This is a genomic window from Thermoleophilum album (assembly GCF_900108055.1).
GTDB lineage: Bacteria > Actinomycetota > Thermoleophilia > Solirubrobacterales > Thermoleophilaceae > Thermoleophilum > Thermoleophilum album.
In genome coordinates this window covers 167,941-181,177 of the sequence record NZ_FNWJ01000002.1, presented here as the reverse complement: position 1 = coordinate 181,177, position 13,237 = coordinate 167,941, and the positions used below count along the sequence as shown (strand labels likewise).

The 13,237-nt window shown below is 69.7% G+C and carries 14 protein-coding genes; all 14 read right to left on the bottom strand.

Annotated features, from left to right (window positions below):
- Positions 1-25: 25 nt before the first annotated feature.
- The gene (gene mreD / locus BLW41_RS06950) at positions 26-607 is read right to left on the bottom strand and encodes a rod shape-determining protein MreD (RefSeq protein WP_093117656.1); all 582 of its coding nucleotides are present in this window, start codon (positions 605-607) and stop codon (positions 26-28) included.
- On the bottom strand, positions 604-1,503 hold the full coding sequence (gene mreC / locus BLW41_RS06945) for a rod shape-determining protein MreC (RefSeq protein ID WP_093117654.1): 900 nt from the start codon (positions 1,501-1,503) through the stop codon (positions 604-606). Before mreC ends, mreD begins: the two co-directional genes overlap by 4 nt.
- A gap of 23 nt (positions 1,504-1,526) precedes the next feature.
- On the bottom strand, positions 1,527-2,573 hold the full coding sequence (locus BLW41_RS06940; RefSeq protein ID WP_143038649.1) for a rod shape-determining protein: 1,047 nt from the start codon (positions 2,571-2,573) through the stop codon (positions 1,527-1,529).
- Between the two features lie 156 nt (positions 2,574-2,729).
- Complete coding sequence (locus tag BLW41_RS06935; protein WP_093117652.1) at positions 2,730-3,419, bottom strand: Maf family protein; 690 nt, start codon at positions 3,417-3,419, stop codon at positions 2,730-2,732.
- Complete coding sequence (gene ndk, locus BLW41_RS06930; protein WP_093117650.1) at positions 3,416-3,838, bottom strand: nucleoside-diphosphate kinase; 423 nt, start codon at positions 3,836-3,838, stop codon at positions 3,416-3,418. Before ndk ends, BLW41_RS06935 begins: the two co-directional genes overlap by 4 nt.
- Positions 3,839-3,888: 50 nt before the next feature.
- The gene (locus tag BLW41_RS06925; protein ID WP_093117648.1) at positions 3,889-4,491 is read right to left on the bottom strand and encodes a zinc ribbon domain-containing protein; all 603 of its coding nucleotides are present in this window, start codon (positions 4,489-4,491) and stop codon (positions 3,889-3,891) included.
- 115 nt (positions 4,492-4,606) lie between these two features.
- Positions 4,607-4,762 carry a hypothetical protein gene (locus BLW41_RS10940; RefSeq protein WP_177169380.1) on the bottom strand — a complete coding sequence of 52 codons (156 nt, stop codon included), beginning with the start codon at positions 4,760-4,762 and terminating at the stop codon, positions 4,607-4,609.
- A gap of 4 nt (positions 4,763-4,766) precedes the next feature.
- Positions 4,767-6,023 carry a bifunctional folylpolyglutamate synthase/dihydrofolate synthase gene (locus BLW41_RS06920; protein WP_093117646.1) on the bottom strand — a complete coding sequence of 419 codons (1,257 nt, stop codon included), beginning with the start codon at positions 6,021-6,023 and terminating at the stop codon, positions 4,767-4,769.
- A 15-nt stretch (positions 6,024-6,038) separates the two neighbouring features.
- Complete coding sequence (locus tag BLW41_RS06915) at positions 6,039-8,684, bottom strand: valine--tRNA ligase (RefSeq protein ID WP_218138313.1); 2,646 nt, start codon at positions 8,682-8,684, stop codon at positions 6,039-6,041.
- Positions 8,685-8,707: 23 nt separating this feature from the next.
- On the bottom strand, positions 8,708-9,373 hold the full coding sequence (locus BLW41_RS06910; protein WP_093117644.1) for an MBL fold metallo-hydrolase: 666 nt from the start codon (positions 9,371-9,373) through the stop codon (positions 8,708-8,710).
- Positions 9,361-9,705, bottom strand: coding sequence for a hypothetical protein (locus tag BLW41_RS06905; protein ID WP_093117642.1), 345 nt, complete (start codon positions 9,703-9,705; stop codon positions 9,361-9,363). Before BLW41_RS06905 ends, BLW41_RS06910 begins: the two co-directional genes overlap by 13 nt.
- A gap of 33 nt (positions 9,706-9,738) precedes the next feature.
- Entirely contained in the window at positions 9,739-11,031 is a 1,293-nt protein-coding gene (gene clpX, locus BLW41_RS06900) for an ATP-dependent Clp protease ATP-binding subunit ClpX (RefSeq protein ID WP_093117640.1), read from the bottom strand.
- A gap of 39 nt (positions 11,032-11,070) precedes the next feature.
- Positions 11,071-11,655, bottom strand: a complete 585-nt coding sequence (gene clpP / locus BLW41_RS06895; RefSeq protein ID WP_093117636.1) for an ATP-dependent Clp endopeptidase proteolytic subunit ClpP — start codon at positions 11,653-11,655, stop codon at positions 11,071-11,073.
- Positions 11,656-11,818: 163 nt separating this feature from the next.
- Positions 11,819-13,231 (bottom strand): trigger factor, encoded by a 1,413-nt coding sequence (gene tig / locus BLW41_RS06890; RefSeq protein ID WP_093117634.1) that lies wholly within the window; start codon positions 13,229-13,231, stop codon positions 11,819-11,821.
- Positions 13,232-13,237: the final 6 nt, after the last annotated feature.

Genomic DNA, 13,237 nt, shown 5'->3' with positions numbered 1-13,237 from the left:
TGTCCGACTCCAGATACACGAGCGCCTAGATGTCGAGGCCGCGCAGACCGATCGGACCCGTGCGCCGCAGCTCGCGGCGGCGCCGCCGCTCGAGCGGATCGAACGCGAGCAGCGGCCGCAACACCTTGCGCACAGCGGCGAAAACGAGCGGCGCGACCGCCCCCGAGAGCAGCGCCCCGGCTGCGATCTCGCGCAGCAGGAGCGGGCTCACGCGTGCCACGTCGCCGATGTCGAGCATGTAGGAGACGGTGGTGAAACCCATCCCATAAGCCAGCGCCGCGCTGACCCCCAGGGGGATCGAAACCAGCGTCGTCGCCGGGTCGCGCAGCTCGCGCCAGCGCCCGGTTGCGTAGCCCACCAAGGTCAGCACGAGCGACGACACGCCGAGCGTCGCGCCGGTCAAAAGGTCGAGCACGAGACCGAATGCGAACCCTGCGGCCGCCCCTGCCACCGGACCGGCGAAGAAGCCGCAGGCGGCGGCCGCCACCGGAATCACGTTGAGTGGCGCCCCGAAGAGCTCGATCCGCCCGAAGACGGAGAGCTGCACAAGCGTCACGGCAGCGGCCAAAAGGCCGAGCGTGGCGAGCGACCGCCAGCTGACCGTCACTGCCGGGCCCCCGTGATTTGCGCCAAACCGACCCGCGCCGTCGGCCGGCGGGTCAGCACTTGGACGATGTCCAGCTGGCCGAGATCCGCGAACGGCCGGATGTGGACGCGCTGGTAGAGCTCCACCTCCTCCGGATCCACGCGTGTCACGCGACCGATCGGAATCCCGCGCGGGAAGACCGAGGCCAGGCCACCGGCGTCGAAGCCGGAGGTGATGACGATCGCGTCGGGCTTGACGCGGCGGCGATCCTGGATGAAGTCGAGCACCAGGTCGCGCGGATCGCCGACCGACGGGCGCACGATCCCGTTGGCTCCGTCGGGCATCAGCTGCGCGGCCACCGCGCTGGCGGCGTCCGTGATCAGGCGCACGCGCGCGGTGTGCGGGGAGACCGAGCTCACGCGGCCGACCAGACCGCCCGCCGCCACCACCGGCTGGTCCACCCTGATGCCGTCGGCCGAGCCGCGATCAATCGTCACCGCCGAGTACCAGACGGTCGGCGAGCGGGCGATCACGCGCGCCGTGACCGGCGCGGTGCCGGCCGGAAAACCAGCGCTCGTGGTCAGGCGCTCGAGCCGCGCCAGCTCGCGGCCGTCGTGAAGCTGTATCTGGGCCTCGGCTAGCTCCCGCCGCAGGCGCGCCACCTCCGCACGCAGGCGCTCGTTCTCGCTCTTCGCGCGCAGGCTGTCGTGAACCCAGCCGGCGAGATCGTCGATCGGCTTGAGCGCCCGCGAGAGACCCCGCTCAAGCGGCGAGAAGGCCGCTTGCGTGCCGCGCGCGAGGATGCCGACTAAACCGCTCGCCGGGTTGCCGACGTAGGCGCTGATCAAGACCAGCGACGCGAGCAGGAAGCCCGCTAGCGCCAAGCGCCGGCGACGGATGGTCTTGCGATCGAACACCGGCGCCCCCTACGGCGCGCCCATCAGCGTCGGCGCCTGCGCCGCGCGCTGCGGTTCGAGCGGTGGATGGCCTCGAACTCCTCGAGGCTGCGGCCCGATCCGACGGCGACGCAGGTGAGCGGCGACTCGGCGAGATGGGCCGGCATCTGGGTCTCGTCGCGAAGGCGCTGATCGAGGCCCTGCAGCAGCGCGCCACCGCCGGCGAGCATGATCCCGCGATCCATGATGTCGGCGGCCAGCTCCGGCGGCGTGCGATCGAGCGTCTCCTTGACCGCGTCGATGATGATCTGCAGCGGCTCCTCCAGCGCCATCCGCACTTCCTCGCTGGTGATGACGATCGTCTTGGGCAGCCCGGATACGAGATCGCGGCCGCGGATCTCCGCTTGCACCTCTTCCTCGAGCGGATAGGCGGAGCCGATCTCGAGCTTCACTTCCTCGGCCGTCTGCTGGCCGATCAGCAGTTTGTACTCGCGCTTGACGTAGTTGATGATCGCTTCGTCGAGCTCGTCGCCGCCGACACGCACCGACTGCGAGACGACGATGCCGCCGAGCGAGATCACCGCGACCTCGCTGGTGCCACCGCCGATGTCGACGATCATGCTGCCGGTCGGCTCGCCGACCGGCAGGCCCGCGCCGATCGCCGCGGCCATCGGCTCCTCGATCAGGTAGGCCTGCCGCGCGCCAGCGGAGAGGCACGCTTCCTCGACCGCGCGCTTCTCGACCCCCGTCACTCCCGAAGGCACACAGACCACTACGCGCGGGTGCGCCCAGCGGTTCTGGTGGACCTTCTGGATGAAGTGACGGAGCATCTGCTCGGTCACATCGAAGTCCGCGATCACGCCGTCCTTGAGCGGGCGGATCGCCTGGATCGTCCCGGGCGTGCGGCCGAGCATGCGCTTGGCCTCGATGCCGACCGCGTGCACCTCGCCGGTGCGCACGTCGATCGCCACCACCGACGGCTCCGACAGCACGATCCCCCGTCCGCGAACGTAGACCAGCGTGTTCGCGGTACCGAGGTCGACGGCCATGTCGCGGCCGCCCATTCCGGTCAGGTAAGAGAACAGACCCATGTCGCTATCGGCGGAGGCTGACTACCGCGCCCGGGAGTTGCGGCTGACCCGCGCCGCGGTACGCGGCGAGCGGTCGCGCACGGAACGCCGGCGCGCCTCAGTGTAGCGAGCGAGCCGGAGCGCACCCAAGGCGCCAGCCGCCCGACCGCTCGTCGCTCACGCCGGCGGCGGCGGTTCGCCGTGCAGCAGCCCGGGCCACAGCTCGAGAAGCGCCGGCACCGGCAGGCCGACCACCGCTGTCGGATCGCCCTCGAGCCGCTCGACGAGCGCCATGCCGCGCAGCTGGATCGCGTATCCGCCCGCCCGCCCCTGCCACTCGCGGCTCGCGACATACCAGGCGACCGTCGCCTCGTCGAGCGCGCGGAACTGGACCTGCGCGCCGCTCACCGCGGTCCGCTCGCAGGCGCCCGGCACCAACAGGCAGACGGCGCTCACTACCTCGTGTCGACGGCCCGAAAGGGCGCGCAGGAAGCGCGCGGCCTCAGCGGGCCGCGCCGGTGCACCGAGCACCTGGCCGTCGAGCGCGACGACGGTGTCGCTCGCGAGAATCGGTAGCTCGCTCAAAGACGGCGCGTCCGTGCTCAAAGACTGCGCACCCTTGCTCCGTCGACCAGCGCGCTCAGCGTGTCCGTCGGCACCCTGGCGGACGCTGTGCTCCAGCTGACCGGCTACCGCACGCGCCTTGCGCCGGGCGTTGGCGAGCGCGGCCTCGGTCGGGTCGCCGAGGTCGTGCTCGTCGACCTCGGCGACCCGCACCGCGAACGGCACCCCCAGGAGCTCCAGAATGCGGCGCCGCTGGGGCGAGCGCGAGGCCAGAACCAGGCGCGGCGATGGAGCTTCGCTCAAGCGACGGCGCTACCGACGAGCTCGGGGAAGAAGATCGCGACCTCGCGCTCGGCCGATTCTGGGGAGTCGGAGCCGTGGACCAAGTTGTTCTGAACGGAGAGCGCGAAGTCGCCGCGGATCGACCCAGGTGCGGCGGCGAGCGGATCGGTCGCGCCGATCACCTGTCGTGCGGCCTCGATCGCGCGTTCCCCAGAGAGCACCAAGGCCACCAGCGGGCCGCTCGTGATGAAGTCAACGAGCTCCCCGAAAAACGGCTTCTCGCGGTGCTCCGCGTAGTGCCGCTCGGCGGTTTCGCGATCGAGCTGCATCGACTTGATCGCGACGATCTTCAGTCCCTTGCGCTCGAAGCGAGCAATGATCTCGCCGGTCAGTCCGCGGGCGAAGGCGTCGGGCTTGACAAGGATCAGCGTCCGTTCCAACTGGCTCTCCTTTCCGTCAGGGAGTGAGCGAGGAGTCTTGTGCCGGCGCGTCAGGCAGTGGGTGCCTGCGGCGGCGTTTCGACACGCGCACCGGCCTGGCGATCGGCGACGCTGCCACCGGAGCGCGCGTCAGCGTTGCGCAGAGTACGCGCCGCGGGAGTTCGCTGCTGGCGACGGCGACTAGCGCCCTGCACGGCTTGCGCTGGCGGCGCGAGCTCGGCCTCGCAGTAGGGGCAGACTTGCCAACGCGGGTCGAGCGGCCGCCGACAGGCGGGGCAAGGGTCGCGCAGCTTCGCCAGACAGTGGGGGCAACGCAGGAAGGCCCGCTCGACGTCGAGTCCGCAGTTGGGGCAACGGAGCTGCGCGAGCGCACGCAGCCGGGCCTCGGCGGCAGCGATCTCCACCTCGCGCTCGCGCCGGTCGAGGATCGTCTCCGGTGGCCGCACGATCGCGTACACGGCGCTCCCGATGAACGGAAACAGCGAGGCGCCGACGGCACATGCGACCAGCACGGGATCGTCGATGCGGCGACGGGCGTCGGCGTAGGTCCACCACACGAGCGCCAACCAGAGGGCGACGAGGGCGATCACGAGCAACCAGAGAACCATGTTCAAAGGGTCGTTTTCGACACCGAGCAACGCGATCGCCCGCATCCTCCTCGCCGAGCGTACCACCGGTCGGCCCGGCGGGCAGGCGCGGTGTCGGCGGGAAGCGAGGAGGGAGCGCGACGTCCGTGGGCTCCCCGACCGCGGTCGAGCGCCAGCGTGCTCACAGCAGAAGCCGTCCGAGCAGGTAACCGATCGCGAAGAAAACGAGGATCACCGACGCCACGACGGCGGCGACGAGGCCCATCATCTGCACCACCGAGGGGCCGTGTCGCGGCGAGGAGCGTCGCGAGTCGAGCTTTTCCCGGGCCACCGGCACGGCCTCAAAGTATCGACCGACCGGCTTCCGCTGGGCGCAGCAGGTCGGCGACGAGGTAGATCGAACCGGTCGCCAGCACCGCGCCCTGCTCGCCGGCACGCGCGCGCGCCAAGCGCAGAGCTGCGTCGGCAGCGGGCGCGATCGAGCGCGGGCGCGAAGGGGCGACCTTGGCAGCCAGCGCGTCGAGCGTGCCGGGCGGCAGCGAGCGTGGATTGTCGGCGCGCGTGAAGACGAACTCGTCACACACGCCGCCGAGCTTGCGCAGCATCTCGGCGGCGTCCTTGTCCTCGAGGATCGCAACTACCGCGACCAGTGGACGCCGGCCGCCGAGCACCGCTGGTAGCGAGCTTGCGAGCGCCGCCACACCATCGGGATTGTGGGCGGCATCGACGAGGGTCAGCGGCGTCTCGGCGATCTCCTCGAGACGACCCGGCATCGTTGTCGCGGCGGCCCGCCGGATCGCCGCGGGCCGCAGCTCGCGGCCCAGGAACGCCTGGCACGCGGCCAGCGCGAGCGCGAAGTTGAGGCGCTGGAAAGCGCCCTTGGCGGCTAACTCGAGCGGGAGCGGCCGCGCGACCCGCTGGAGCCGTGTGGCACGCTGCGCGCAGACGCGTTCCGCCACCTCCAGCGCCTCCGTCGGCAGTGGGCCGGCCACGAGCGTGCCGCCGGGGGTCACGACGTCGAGCTTCTCGCCGGCGATGTCGCGCACCGTCGGCCCCAGCCAGCGGGTGTGTTCGAGCCCCACCGAGGTCAGCACCTGGACTTCGGAGTCGATGACGTTGGTCGCATCGAACCGACCGCCGAGACCGGCTTCCACCACCGCCACTTCGCAGCCCGCCTCGGCGAACGCCAGGAACGCGGCGGCGGTCAGCGCCTCGAACTGGGTGATCAGGTCGCCGGGCTCCAGCCGCCGCTCGACGAGCGTCGTCGCGCGCCGCACTTCCGCCACGGCGCGCGCAAAGGCGACCTCGGAGATCGGCACGCCGCCGATCTCGACGCGTTCTCGGTACGTCACGAGGTGCGGCGACGTGTAGGCGCCGACGCGCAGTCCTTCGCCCGCCAGCAGAGCCGCCGCGAAGCGGGTGGTCGAGGACTTGCCGTTGGTGCCGACGACGTGGATCGTGCGGAAGGTGCGCTGGGGACTGCCGAGCGCGGTCAGCAACTTGCGCATGCGGTCGAGACCGAAGCGCATGCCGAACAGCTCGCGGCCGAGCAGCCAGCGCTCGGCCTCTCGGTAAGTGGGCGCGCCAGCCATGGCCATCGGCGTGGCGAGCGCTCAGGCCGCGGCCCAAGCGCCGAGGCGCGCGCGACTGCGCTCTGCTTCGGCGAGCTTGCGCTGTTCGCCTGCCACCACCTCGCGCGGCGCCCGCTCGACGAAGCGTTGGTTCGCGAGCTTGCCGCGCAGGCGTTCGATCTCGGCGTCGAGCCGCGCCAAGCGCTTCCGCAGCCGTTCGCGCGCCTCATCCGGGTCGAAGGCGTCGCCACGTAGCACCCGCACCAGCCCGCCTTCGATCGGCAGCTCGAAGACGACCTCGTCTTCGGTAGCCGCGTCGACGAACTCGAACCGCGCGAGACGCGCCATGCGCTCGCGCAGCTCGTCGAAGCCGTCCGCCGCGAGCAGCGCCCGCACCGGCGTACCCGGTCGCGCGCCGACCTCCTCGCGGAAGCGCCGCAGCTCCACGACGGTCTCGATCACGCGTCGCATCGCGGCCTCGGCGTCGTCGTCCAAACGGCGCTGCTCGGCCTGCGGCCAGCGTGCCACTGCCAGCAGCGGCTGCTCGGCGCGCACCGCGTCGGGCATTAGCGCCCACAGCTCCTCGGTGACGTGGGGCATCAGCGGATGGAGCAGTCGCAGCACCCGGTCGAGCACGTACAACAGCACGCCGGACACCTGCCGGCGTTCCTCGGCCTCGCCGTAGAGGCGCGGCTTCGCGAGCTCCAAGTACCAGTCGCAGAACTCCGCCCAGAAGAAGTCGTAGAGCGCGAGCGCGGCGCGCGCGAACTGGTAGGAGTCGATCAGGGCGTCGACCTCGGCGACGGTACGCTCGACGCGCGAGAGGATCCAGCGGTCTTCGAGGGTGCTGGCGGTCGAGGGGTCGGGGACCGCCTCCGGATCAGCCCCGAGCAGAATCAGGCGCGCGGCGTTCCACAGCTTGTTCGCCAACTCGCCGCCCTGACGGACGCGCTGCGGCGAGTAGCGGACGTCTTGCTGCGACGACATCGCAAGCAGCCCGAAGCGCAGGGCATCGGCACCGTGCTGAGCGATCTCGTCGAGCGGGTCGATGCCGGTGCCGAGCGACTTCGACATGCGCTTGCCCTCCGGCGACTGGATCACCGAGTGGATCACGACGTCGGTGAACGGCACGGTGCCGGTGAACTCGAGACCGAACATCACCATGCGGGCAACCCACAGGAAGATGATGTCCCGCGCGGTCGAGAGGACATCGGTCGGGTAGAAGGCGCGCAACTCGGGCGTGTTCTCGGGCCAACCGAGCGCAGCGAACGGCCACAGCGCGGAGCTGAACCAGGTGTCGAGGACGTCCGGGTCCTGGCGCAGCTCGCCGTCGCAAGCGCCGCAGCGCTCCGGCGGCTCGAGCGCTACCCAGGTCTCTTCGCACTCGTCGCAGTACCAGGCCGGGATCCGGTGACCCCACCAAAGCTGCCGCGAGATGCACCAGGGCCGGATGTTCTCGAGCCAGTCCAAGTAGACGCGCGCCCACTTCTCGGGGTGGAAGCGCACGGTACCGTCGCGGACGACCTCCATCGCCGGCTTGGCGAGCGGTTCGACGTTGCAGAACCACTGCAGCGACACGAGCGGCTCGATGCGCCGGCCGGAGCGGTGCGAGTGGGGCACGTCGTGCTCGTAAGGCTGTGCGCCGGCGATGCGACCTTCTTCGCGCAGCGCCTGGACGACCGCCTCGCGGGCGCGGTCCACGTCGAGCCCAGCGAAGCGCTCACCAGCAGCTTCGGTTAGGCGCCCCTCCTCGTCGATCACGACGATCGGCTCGAGCCCGTGGTCGCGTCCGATCTCGAAGTCGAGAGGATCGTGCCCCGGTGTGATCTTGAGCGCGCCGGTACCGAACTCCGGATCGACGCGTTCGTCACCGATGATCGGCAAGCGGCGGCCGACCAGCGGCAGGATCGCGGTCTCCCCGATCAGGCGCTTGTAGCGGTCGTCGTTGGGGTTCACGGCGACCGCGACGTCTGCGAGCATCGTCTCCGGCCGGACGGTCGCCACCGTGATCGCGCCGGATCCAGACTCCAGCGGGTAGTCGATCAGGTAGAGGGTGTCCTGGACGCGCTTCTGGACTACCTCGAGGTCGGAGATCGCCGAGCGGGTGCCGGGGTCCCAGTTGACGATGTAGCGGTCGCGGTAGATCAGGCCCTTCTCGTAGAGCCGCACGAACACCTCGAGCACCGCGCGCGCGTAGCGCGGGTCCATGGTGAAGCGCTCGTCTTCGTAGTCGAGCGAGGCGCCGAGCCGCTTGAACTGCTGGGTAATCAGACCTCCGTAGCGTTCCCGCCACTGCCACACGCGCTCCAGGAAGCGCTCGCGCCCCAGCTCTTGGCGCGTCAACCCCTCCTCGCGCAACGCCTCCTCGACCTTCACCTGGGTTGCGATACCGGCGTGGTCGGTGCCGTAGATCCACTTCGTGCGCAGACCGCGCATCCGTGCGCGGCGGACGAGAACGTCTTGAATCGAAGCGTTCAGGGCGTGCCCCATGTGCAGCGTGCCGGTCACGTTCGGCGGCGGCACGGCAATCGAGAAGTTCTCGCTTGGCGAGCCCTCCGCGGGCGGGTGGAAGATGCCCGCTTTTTCCCAGCGCGCGAACGCGCGCTGCTCGCCATGCTGCGGCTCCCAGCGGGTGCGCTCCCGCAGGAGCGCCAACCGGTCTTGCTCGCTGACGGTTGCGTCGCTCACGCGGCGAAGTCTTGCACCGCGGCTCAGGCGAGCGAGCGGCAGAAGGCGACGAACTTCGCGGTATCGCGCAGCGGCGCGCCGTGCCCGAAGAGCACGAGGCGCGGCTCGAGCTCGCCGAGTCGCCGCGCCGAGCGACGGTTTTCCGCCGGATCCGGCGTAAAAAACGCCTTCGGTTCGTGGAGACCGGGGATCCCGGTCAGCGTGTCGAGGTTGTTGACGACGTCGCCGAGGATCAGCACCCGGTCGTCTTCTCGCCACAGCGCGATGTGCCCAGCCGAGTGGCCGGGGAGGTGGAGAACGCGGAAGCCGGCGACTTCGTCGCCCTCCCGCAACACGCGGTCCACCGGGTGTCCGGGCCCTGCCCAGTGGCGGTAGCTCATGCGGTTTAAGGGGTGGTCGGGTTGGCGCTCGAGGATCAACTGCGGCCGTTCGGCGGCGTCGTGGTCACCCTCGCCCACCCAGAACGGCACGCCGAAGTGCTCGCACACGAAGTGACTCGATCCTTGGTGGTCGGGGTGGGCGTGCGTGAGCACGTGCGCCGACAGCCGGTGCCCGCCGAGCTGCCGGACGATCCGGCGCCGCGCGTGCCGGGTAGCGGCGTCGACCAACACGTCGTCGACTAGGAAGATGTTGATCGCGTTCGGCGGGAAACCCCCGAGCTGCCACACGCCGTCGGCTACCTGTCGCACGCCGCGATCCTAAGCCCCTCGCCGGTCGGAGCGCCGAGCCGCAACCACCAGCGCGCTGCCGCCGGCGCGTCGCGCTCGGCGCTTGCCTCGACGCAGATGAACGAGAACCACAGCGCGCCGAAGCCGTAGCGTCGCTCGACCGGGCGCACCCAGGCTTGCTGCACGCAGCGACCGCCGAGCGCGACGCCCCGTTCGAGCGCGAGCAGGGCCTCGTCACCGGCAAGCCGCAGAATCTGGCCGGCGACGACCTCGGCGTCTTCCTCGCCCGGCCTGCTGCGCACCCACACGCGCAGCGGACGACCCACGGGATCGAAGCGCAGAAGTCGTCCCAACCGGTCGAGTAAAGGCACCGCGAGCGCCCGCGGTTAGGCCGAGCCAGCCGCCCGACGACGTTGCGCGGGTCGCGCTTGGCGTGGCGGCGCGGCCTCGGTAACGAGCGTCGGCTTGAGACCTTTCTCGACCGTCTCGCGCGTCACCACGCACTTCTTGACGTCGGGCCGTGACGGCAGCTCGAACTGCACGTCGAGCAGGATCTCCTCGAGGATCGAGCGCAGACCGCGAGCGCCGGTTTCGCGCTCGAGCGCCTTGTCGGCGATCGCCTCGAGCGAATCCTCGGCGAACACCAGCTCGATGCCGTCGAACTCGAAGAAGCGCTGGAACTGACGCACCAGCGCGTTGCGCGGCTCGGTGAGGATGCGCACGAGGTCGTCGCGGGTGAGCTGGTGGATCACCGAGATCACCGGCAAGCGGCCGACGAACTCCGGAATCAACCCGTACTCGACGAGGTCCTCCGGCAGGACCTGTTCGAAGAGCTCGCCGGTGTCGACCTTTTTGCGCGAGCGCACGTTGGCGCCGAAGCCGATGCCCTTGTGGCCGATGCGCCGCTCGATCACCTTGTCGAGCCCTTGGAAGGCACCGCCACAGATGAAGAGGATGTTGGTGGTGTCGATCGTCAAGAACTCCTGGTGCGGGTGCTTGCGGCCCCCTTGCGGCGGCACCGATGCAACCGTGCCCTCGAGGATCTTGAGCAGCGCCTGCTGCACCCCCTCGCCCGAAACGTCGCGGGTGATCGAGGGGTTGTCGGCCTTGCGCGCGATCTTGTCGACCTCGTCGATGTAGACGATTCCGGTCTCCGCCTTCTTGACGTCGAAGTCGGCCGCCTGAATCAGCTTGAGGAGGATGTTCTCGACGTCCTCGCCGACGTAGCCGGCCTCCGTCAGAGCGGTGGCGTCGGCGATCGCGAAGGGCACGTTGAGGATCTTCGCGAGCGTCTGCGCGAGCAGCGTCTTGCCGCAACCGGTGGGTCCGAGCAGCAGGATGTTGGACTTCTGCAGCTCGAGGTCGTCGGCGCTGCCCTCTTGCAGCATGTGCACGCGCTTGTAGTGGTTGTAGACGGCCACCGACAGCGTGCGCTTGGCGGCCTCCTGGCCGACGACGTACTCCTGCAGGACGTCGTAGATCTCTTTCGGCTTCGGGAGGCTGTCGAGCTCCAGCGTGGCTGGGCCGCTCAGCTCCTCATCGATGATCTCGTTGCAGAGATCGATGCACTCGTCGCAGATGTAAACACCGGGCCCGGCAATCAGCTTCTTCACCTGCCGCTGCGACTTCCCGCAGAAGCTGCACAGCAGTTGTTCGTTGGAGTCGGTCGGTCGCGCCATCCCCTCCTCCCTCACGGAGGTTGCGGCTACGGAACAAGCCTAGTGGTGAGTTATCACCCGGTCGATCAGGTTGTACTCCTTCGCCTCCTCGGCGGTCATGAAGTAGTCACGCTCGGTGTCGCGGGAGACCTTCTCGATCGGCTGGCCGGTGTGCTTGGCGAGGATCTCGTCGAGCTTGCGCCGCACCTCGATGATTTCCTTGGCGTGGATCTCGATGTCCGTGGCCTGCCCCTGGAACGCCGACGACACCTGATGGATCAGGATCTTCGCGTTCGGCAGCGCCATCCGCTTGCCAGGCGCGCCGCCGGCCAACAGCAGTGCCCCCATCGACATTGCGATACCGACACAGATCGTCTGCACGTCGGGCTTGATCAGCTGCATCGTGTCGTAGATCGCGAGCCCTGCGTACACCGAACCGCCCGGAGAGTTGATGTACAGCGAGATGTCCTTGTCCGGGTCTTCGGACTCGAGGTGCAAAAGCTGCGCGACGACGAGGTTCGCGATCTCGTCGGTGACCGGCGTGCCGAGGAACACGATGCGCTCGTTGAGCAAGCGCGAGTAGATGTCGAACGCACGCTCCCCGCGCGACGTCTGCTCTACGACCATCGGGACCAGCGGTGTCATAGCTCTCGCTCTATTGCGCGTCGACTCGGTTGATCCTTCAAAACCGGCCGTCACCGCCGGCCCCGTGAGCTGCGACCGGGGGGTGCAGCCGCCGGGTGGCGGCGAGTCTAGCAGTGGATCGCGGAGCGCCCGGAACTCTGCTGAGAGCGCCGGTTCCGGGGCCTCAGCTCTGGTTGCCGGCGCCCGAGGGGGGCGCCTCGGGTTTGCCCTTCTCCGGCGTCCAGAGTTTCTCCCGCGCCTCGGCTCGGGCGAGCGGGATCGGCTTGCTCTTCTCCACCAGCAAGTCGACGGCTTTGCGCATCGCAAGGTCCTCGCGCAGCGCATCGACCAGACCGCGCGACTCCAGCCGTCGCCGCTCCTTGCGTAGCTCCGCTTCGCTGGGCTCGCGACCGCGCGCCGCTCGCACCGTCGCGCGCAGGGCGGCCTCGACCTCCTCCTCGCTCGGCGTGATGCCCTCCTTCTCGACCACCGCCGCGAGCACGCTCTCGCGACGCAGCGCGCGCGCCGCCTGCTCCTCCCCCTCGCCGACCACTTCCTCCTCGGTTTTGCCGGAGAGCTCGAGGTAGCGAGCGGGGTCGATCCCCTGCATGCGCAGGCGCCGGGCACTGCGCTCCCACATCTCGTGCGCCTTGGCGTGAACGATCTCCTGCGGCAGCTCGACGCGCGCGCGCTCGGCGACGGCGTCGACCACCGCCTGCCGGTACTCCTCCTCGATGCGCCGCTCGGCGATCTCGCGCAGACGCTTTCTGATCTCCTCGCGCAGCTCGTCCAGCGAGTCGTAGCCGAGTTGGGAAGCGAACTCGTCGTCTAGTTCCGGCAGGCGCCGCTCCTTGACCTCCCGCACCTGTACCCGGAAAGTCGCTTCCTTGCCCGCTTGCTCGGCGTCCGGGAAGTCGTCGGGCAGCGTGACCCGCACTTCGCGCTCCTCGCCGGGCCGTGCCCCCACGAGCTGCTCCTCGAAGCCGTCGATCAGGCGTCCACCGCCCAGCTCGATCACGTAGCCGCGCGCCTGCGCCCCGGTAACGGGTTTGCCCGCGACCTCGCCGTCGAAGTCGACAACCAGGAAGTCGCCCTTGCGGGCTTCCCGCGCGACCGTTTCCAGGCGCGCGTTCGCCTCGCGCAAGCGCGCGAGCTCGTTCGCTACCTCGTCGTCGGAGACCTCCGGCTCGCCGCGCCCGACCTCGATGCCCTCGTACTCGCCTAGCTCCGCCTTGGGACGCTCCGCCACCGTGATCTCGAAGGTGAGCGCGTCTCCGCGTCGCTTCGGCAGCTCGCCGAGCTCGATATCGGGCGAGCCGACTGTGACGATGCGCGCCTCGGCGATCGCTCGTTCGTACCACTCAGGCAGCGAGCGGCGTAGCGCCTCTTCGAGCACTGCAGCGCGACCGAGTTGTTGAAGAACGACTTGCGGCGGCACCTTGCCGCGCCGGAAGCCCGGGACCCGCAGGTCGCGGCCGAGTTCGCGGGCCGCCGCCTCGAGCGCGCGCTCGACCTCGCTCGGCGCGACCTCCACTTCGAGCCGCACACGAGAGCCTTCGAGTTGTTCGCGCGCTTTGATGTTCAATGCCTCGCCCATCCGAGC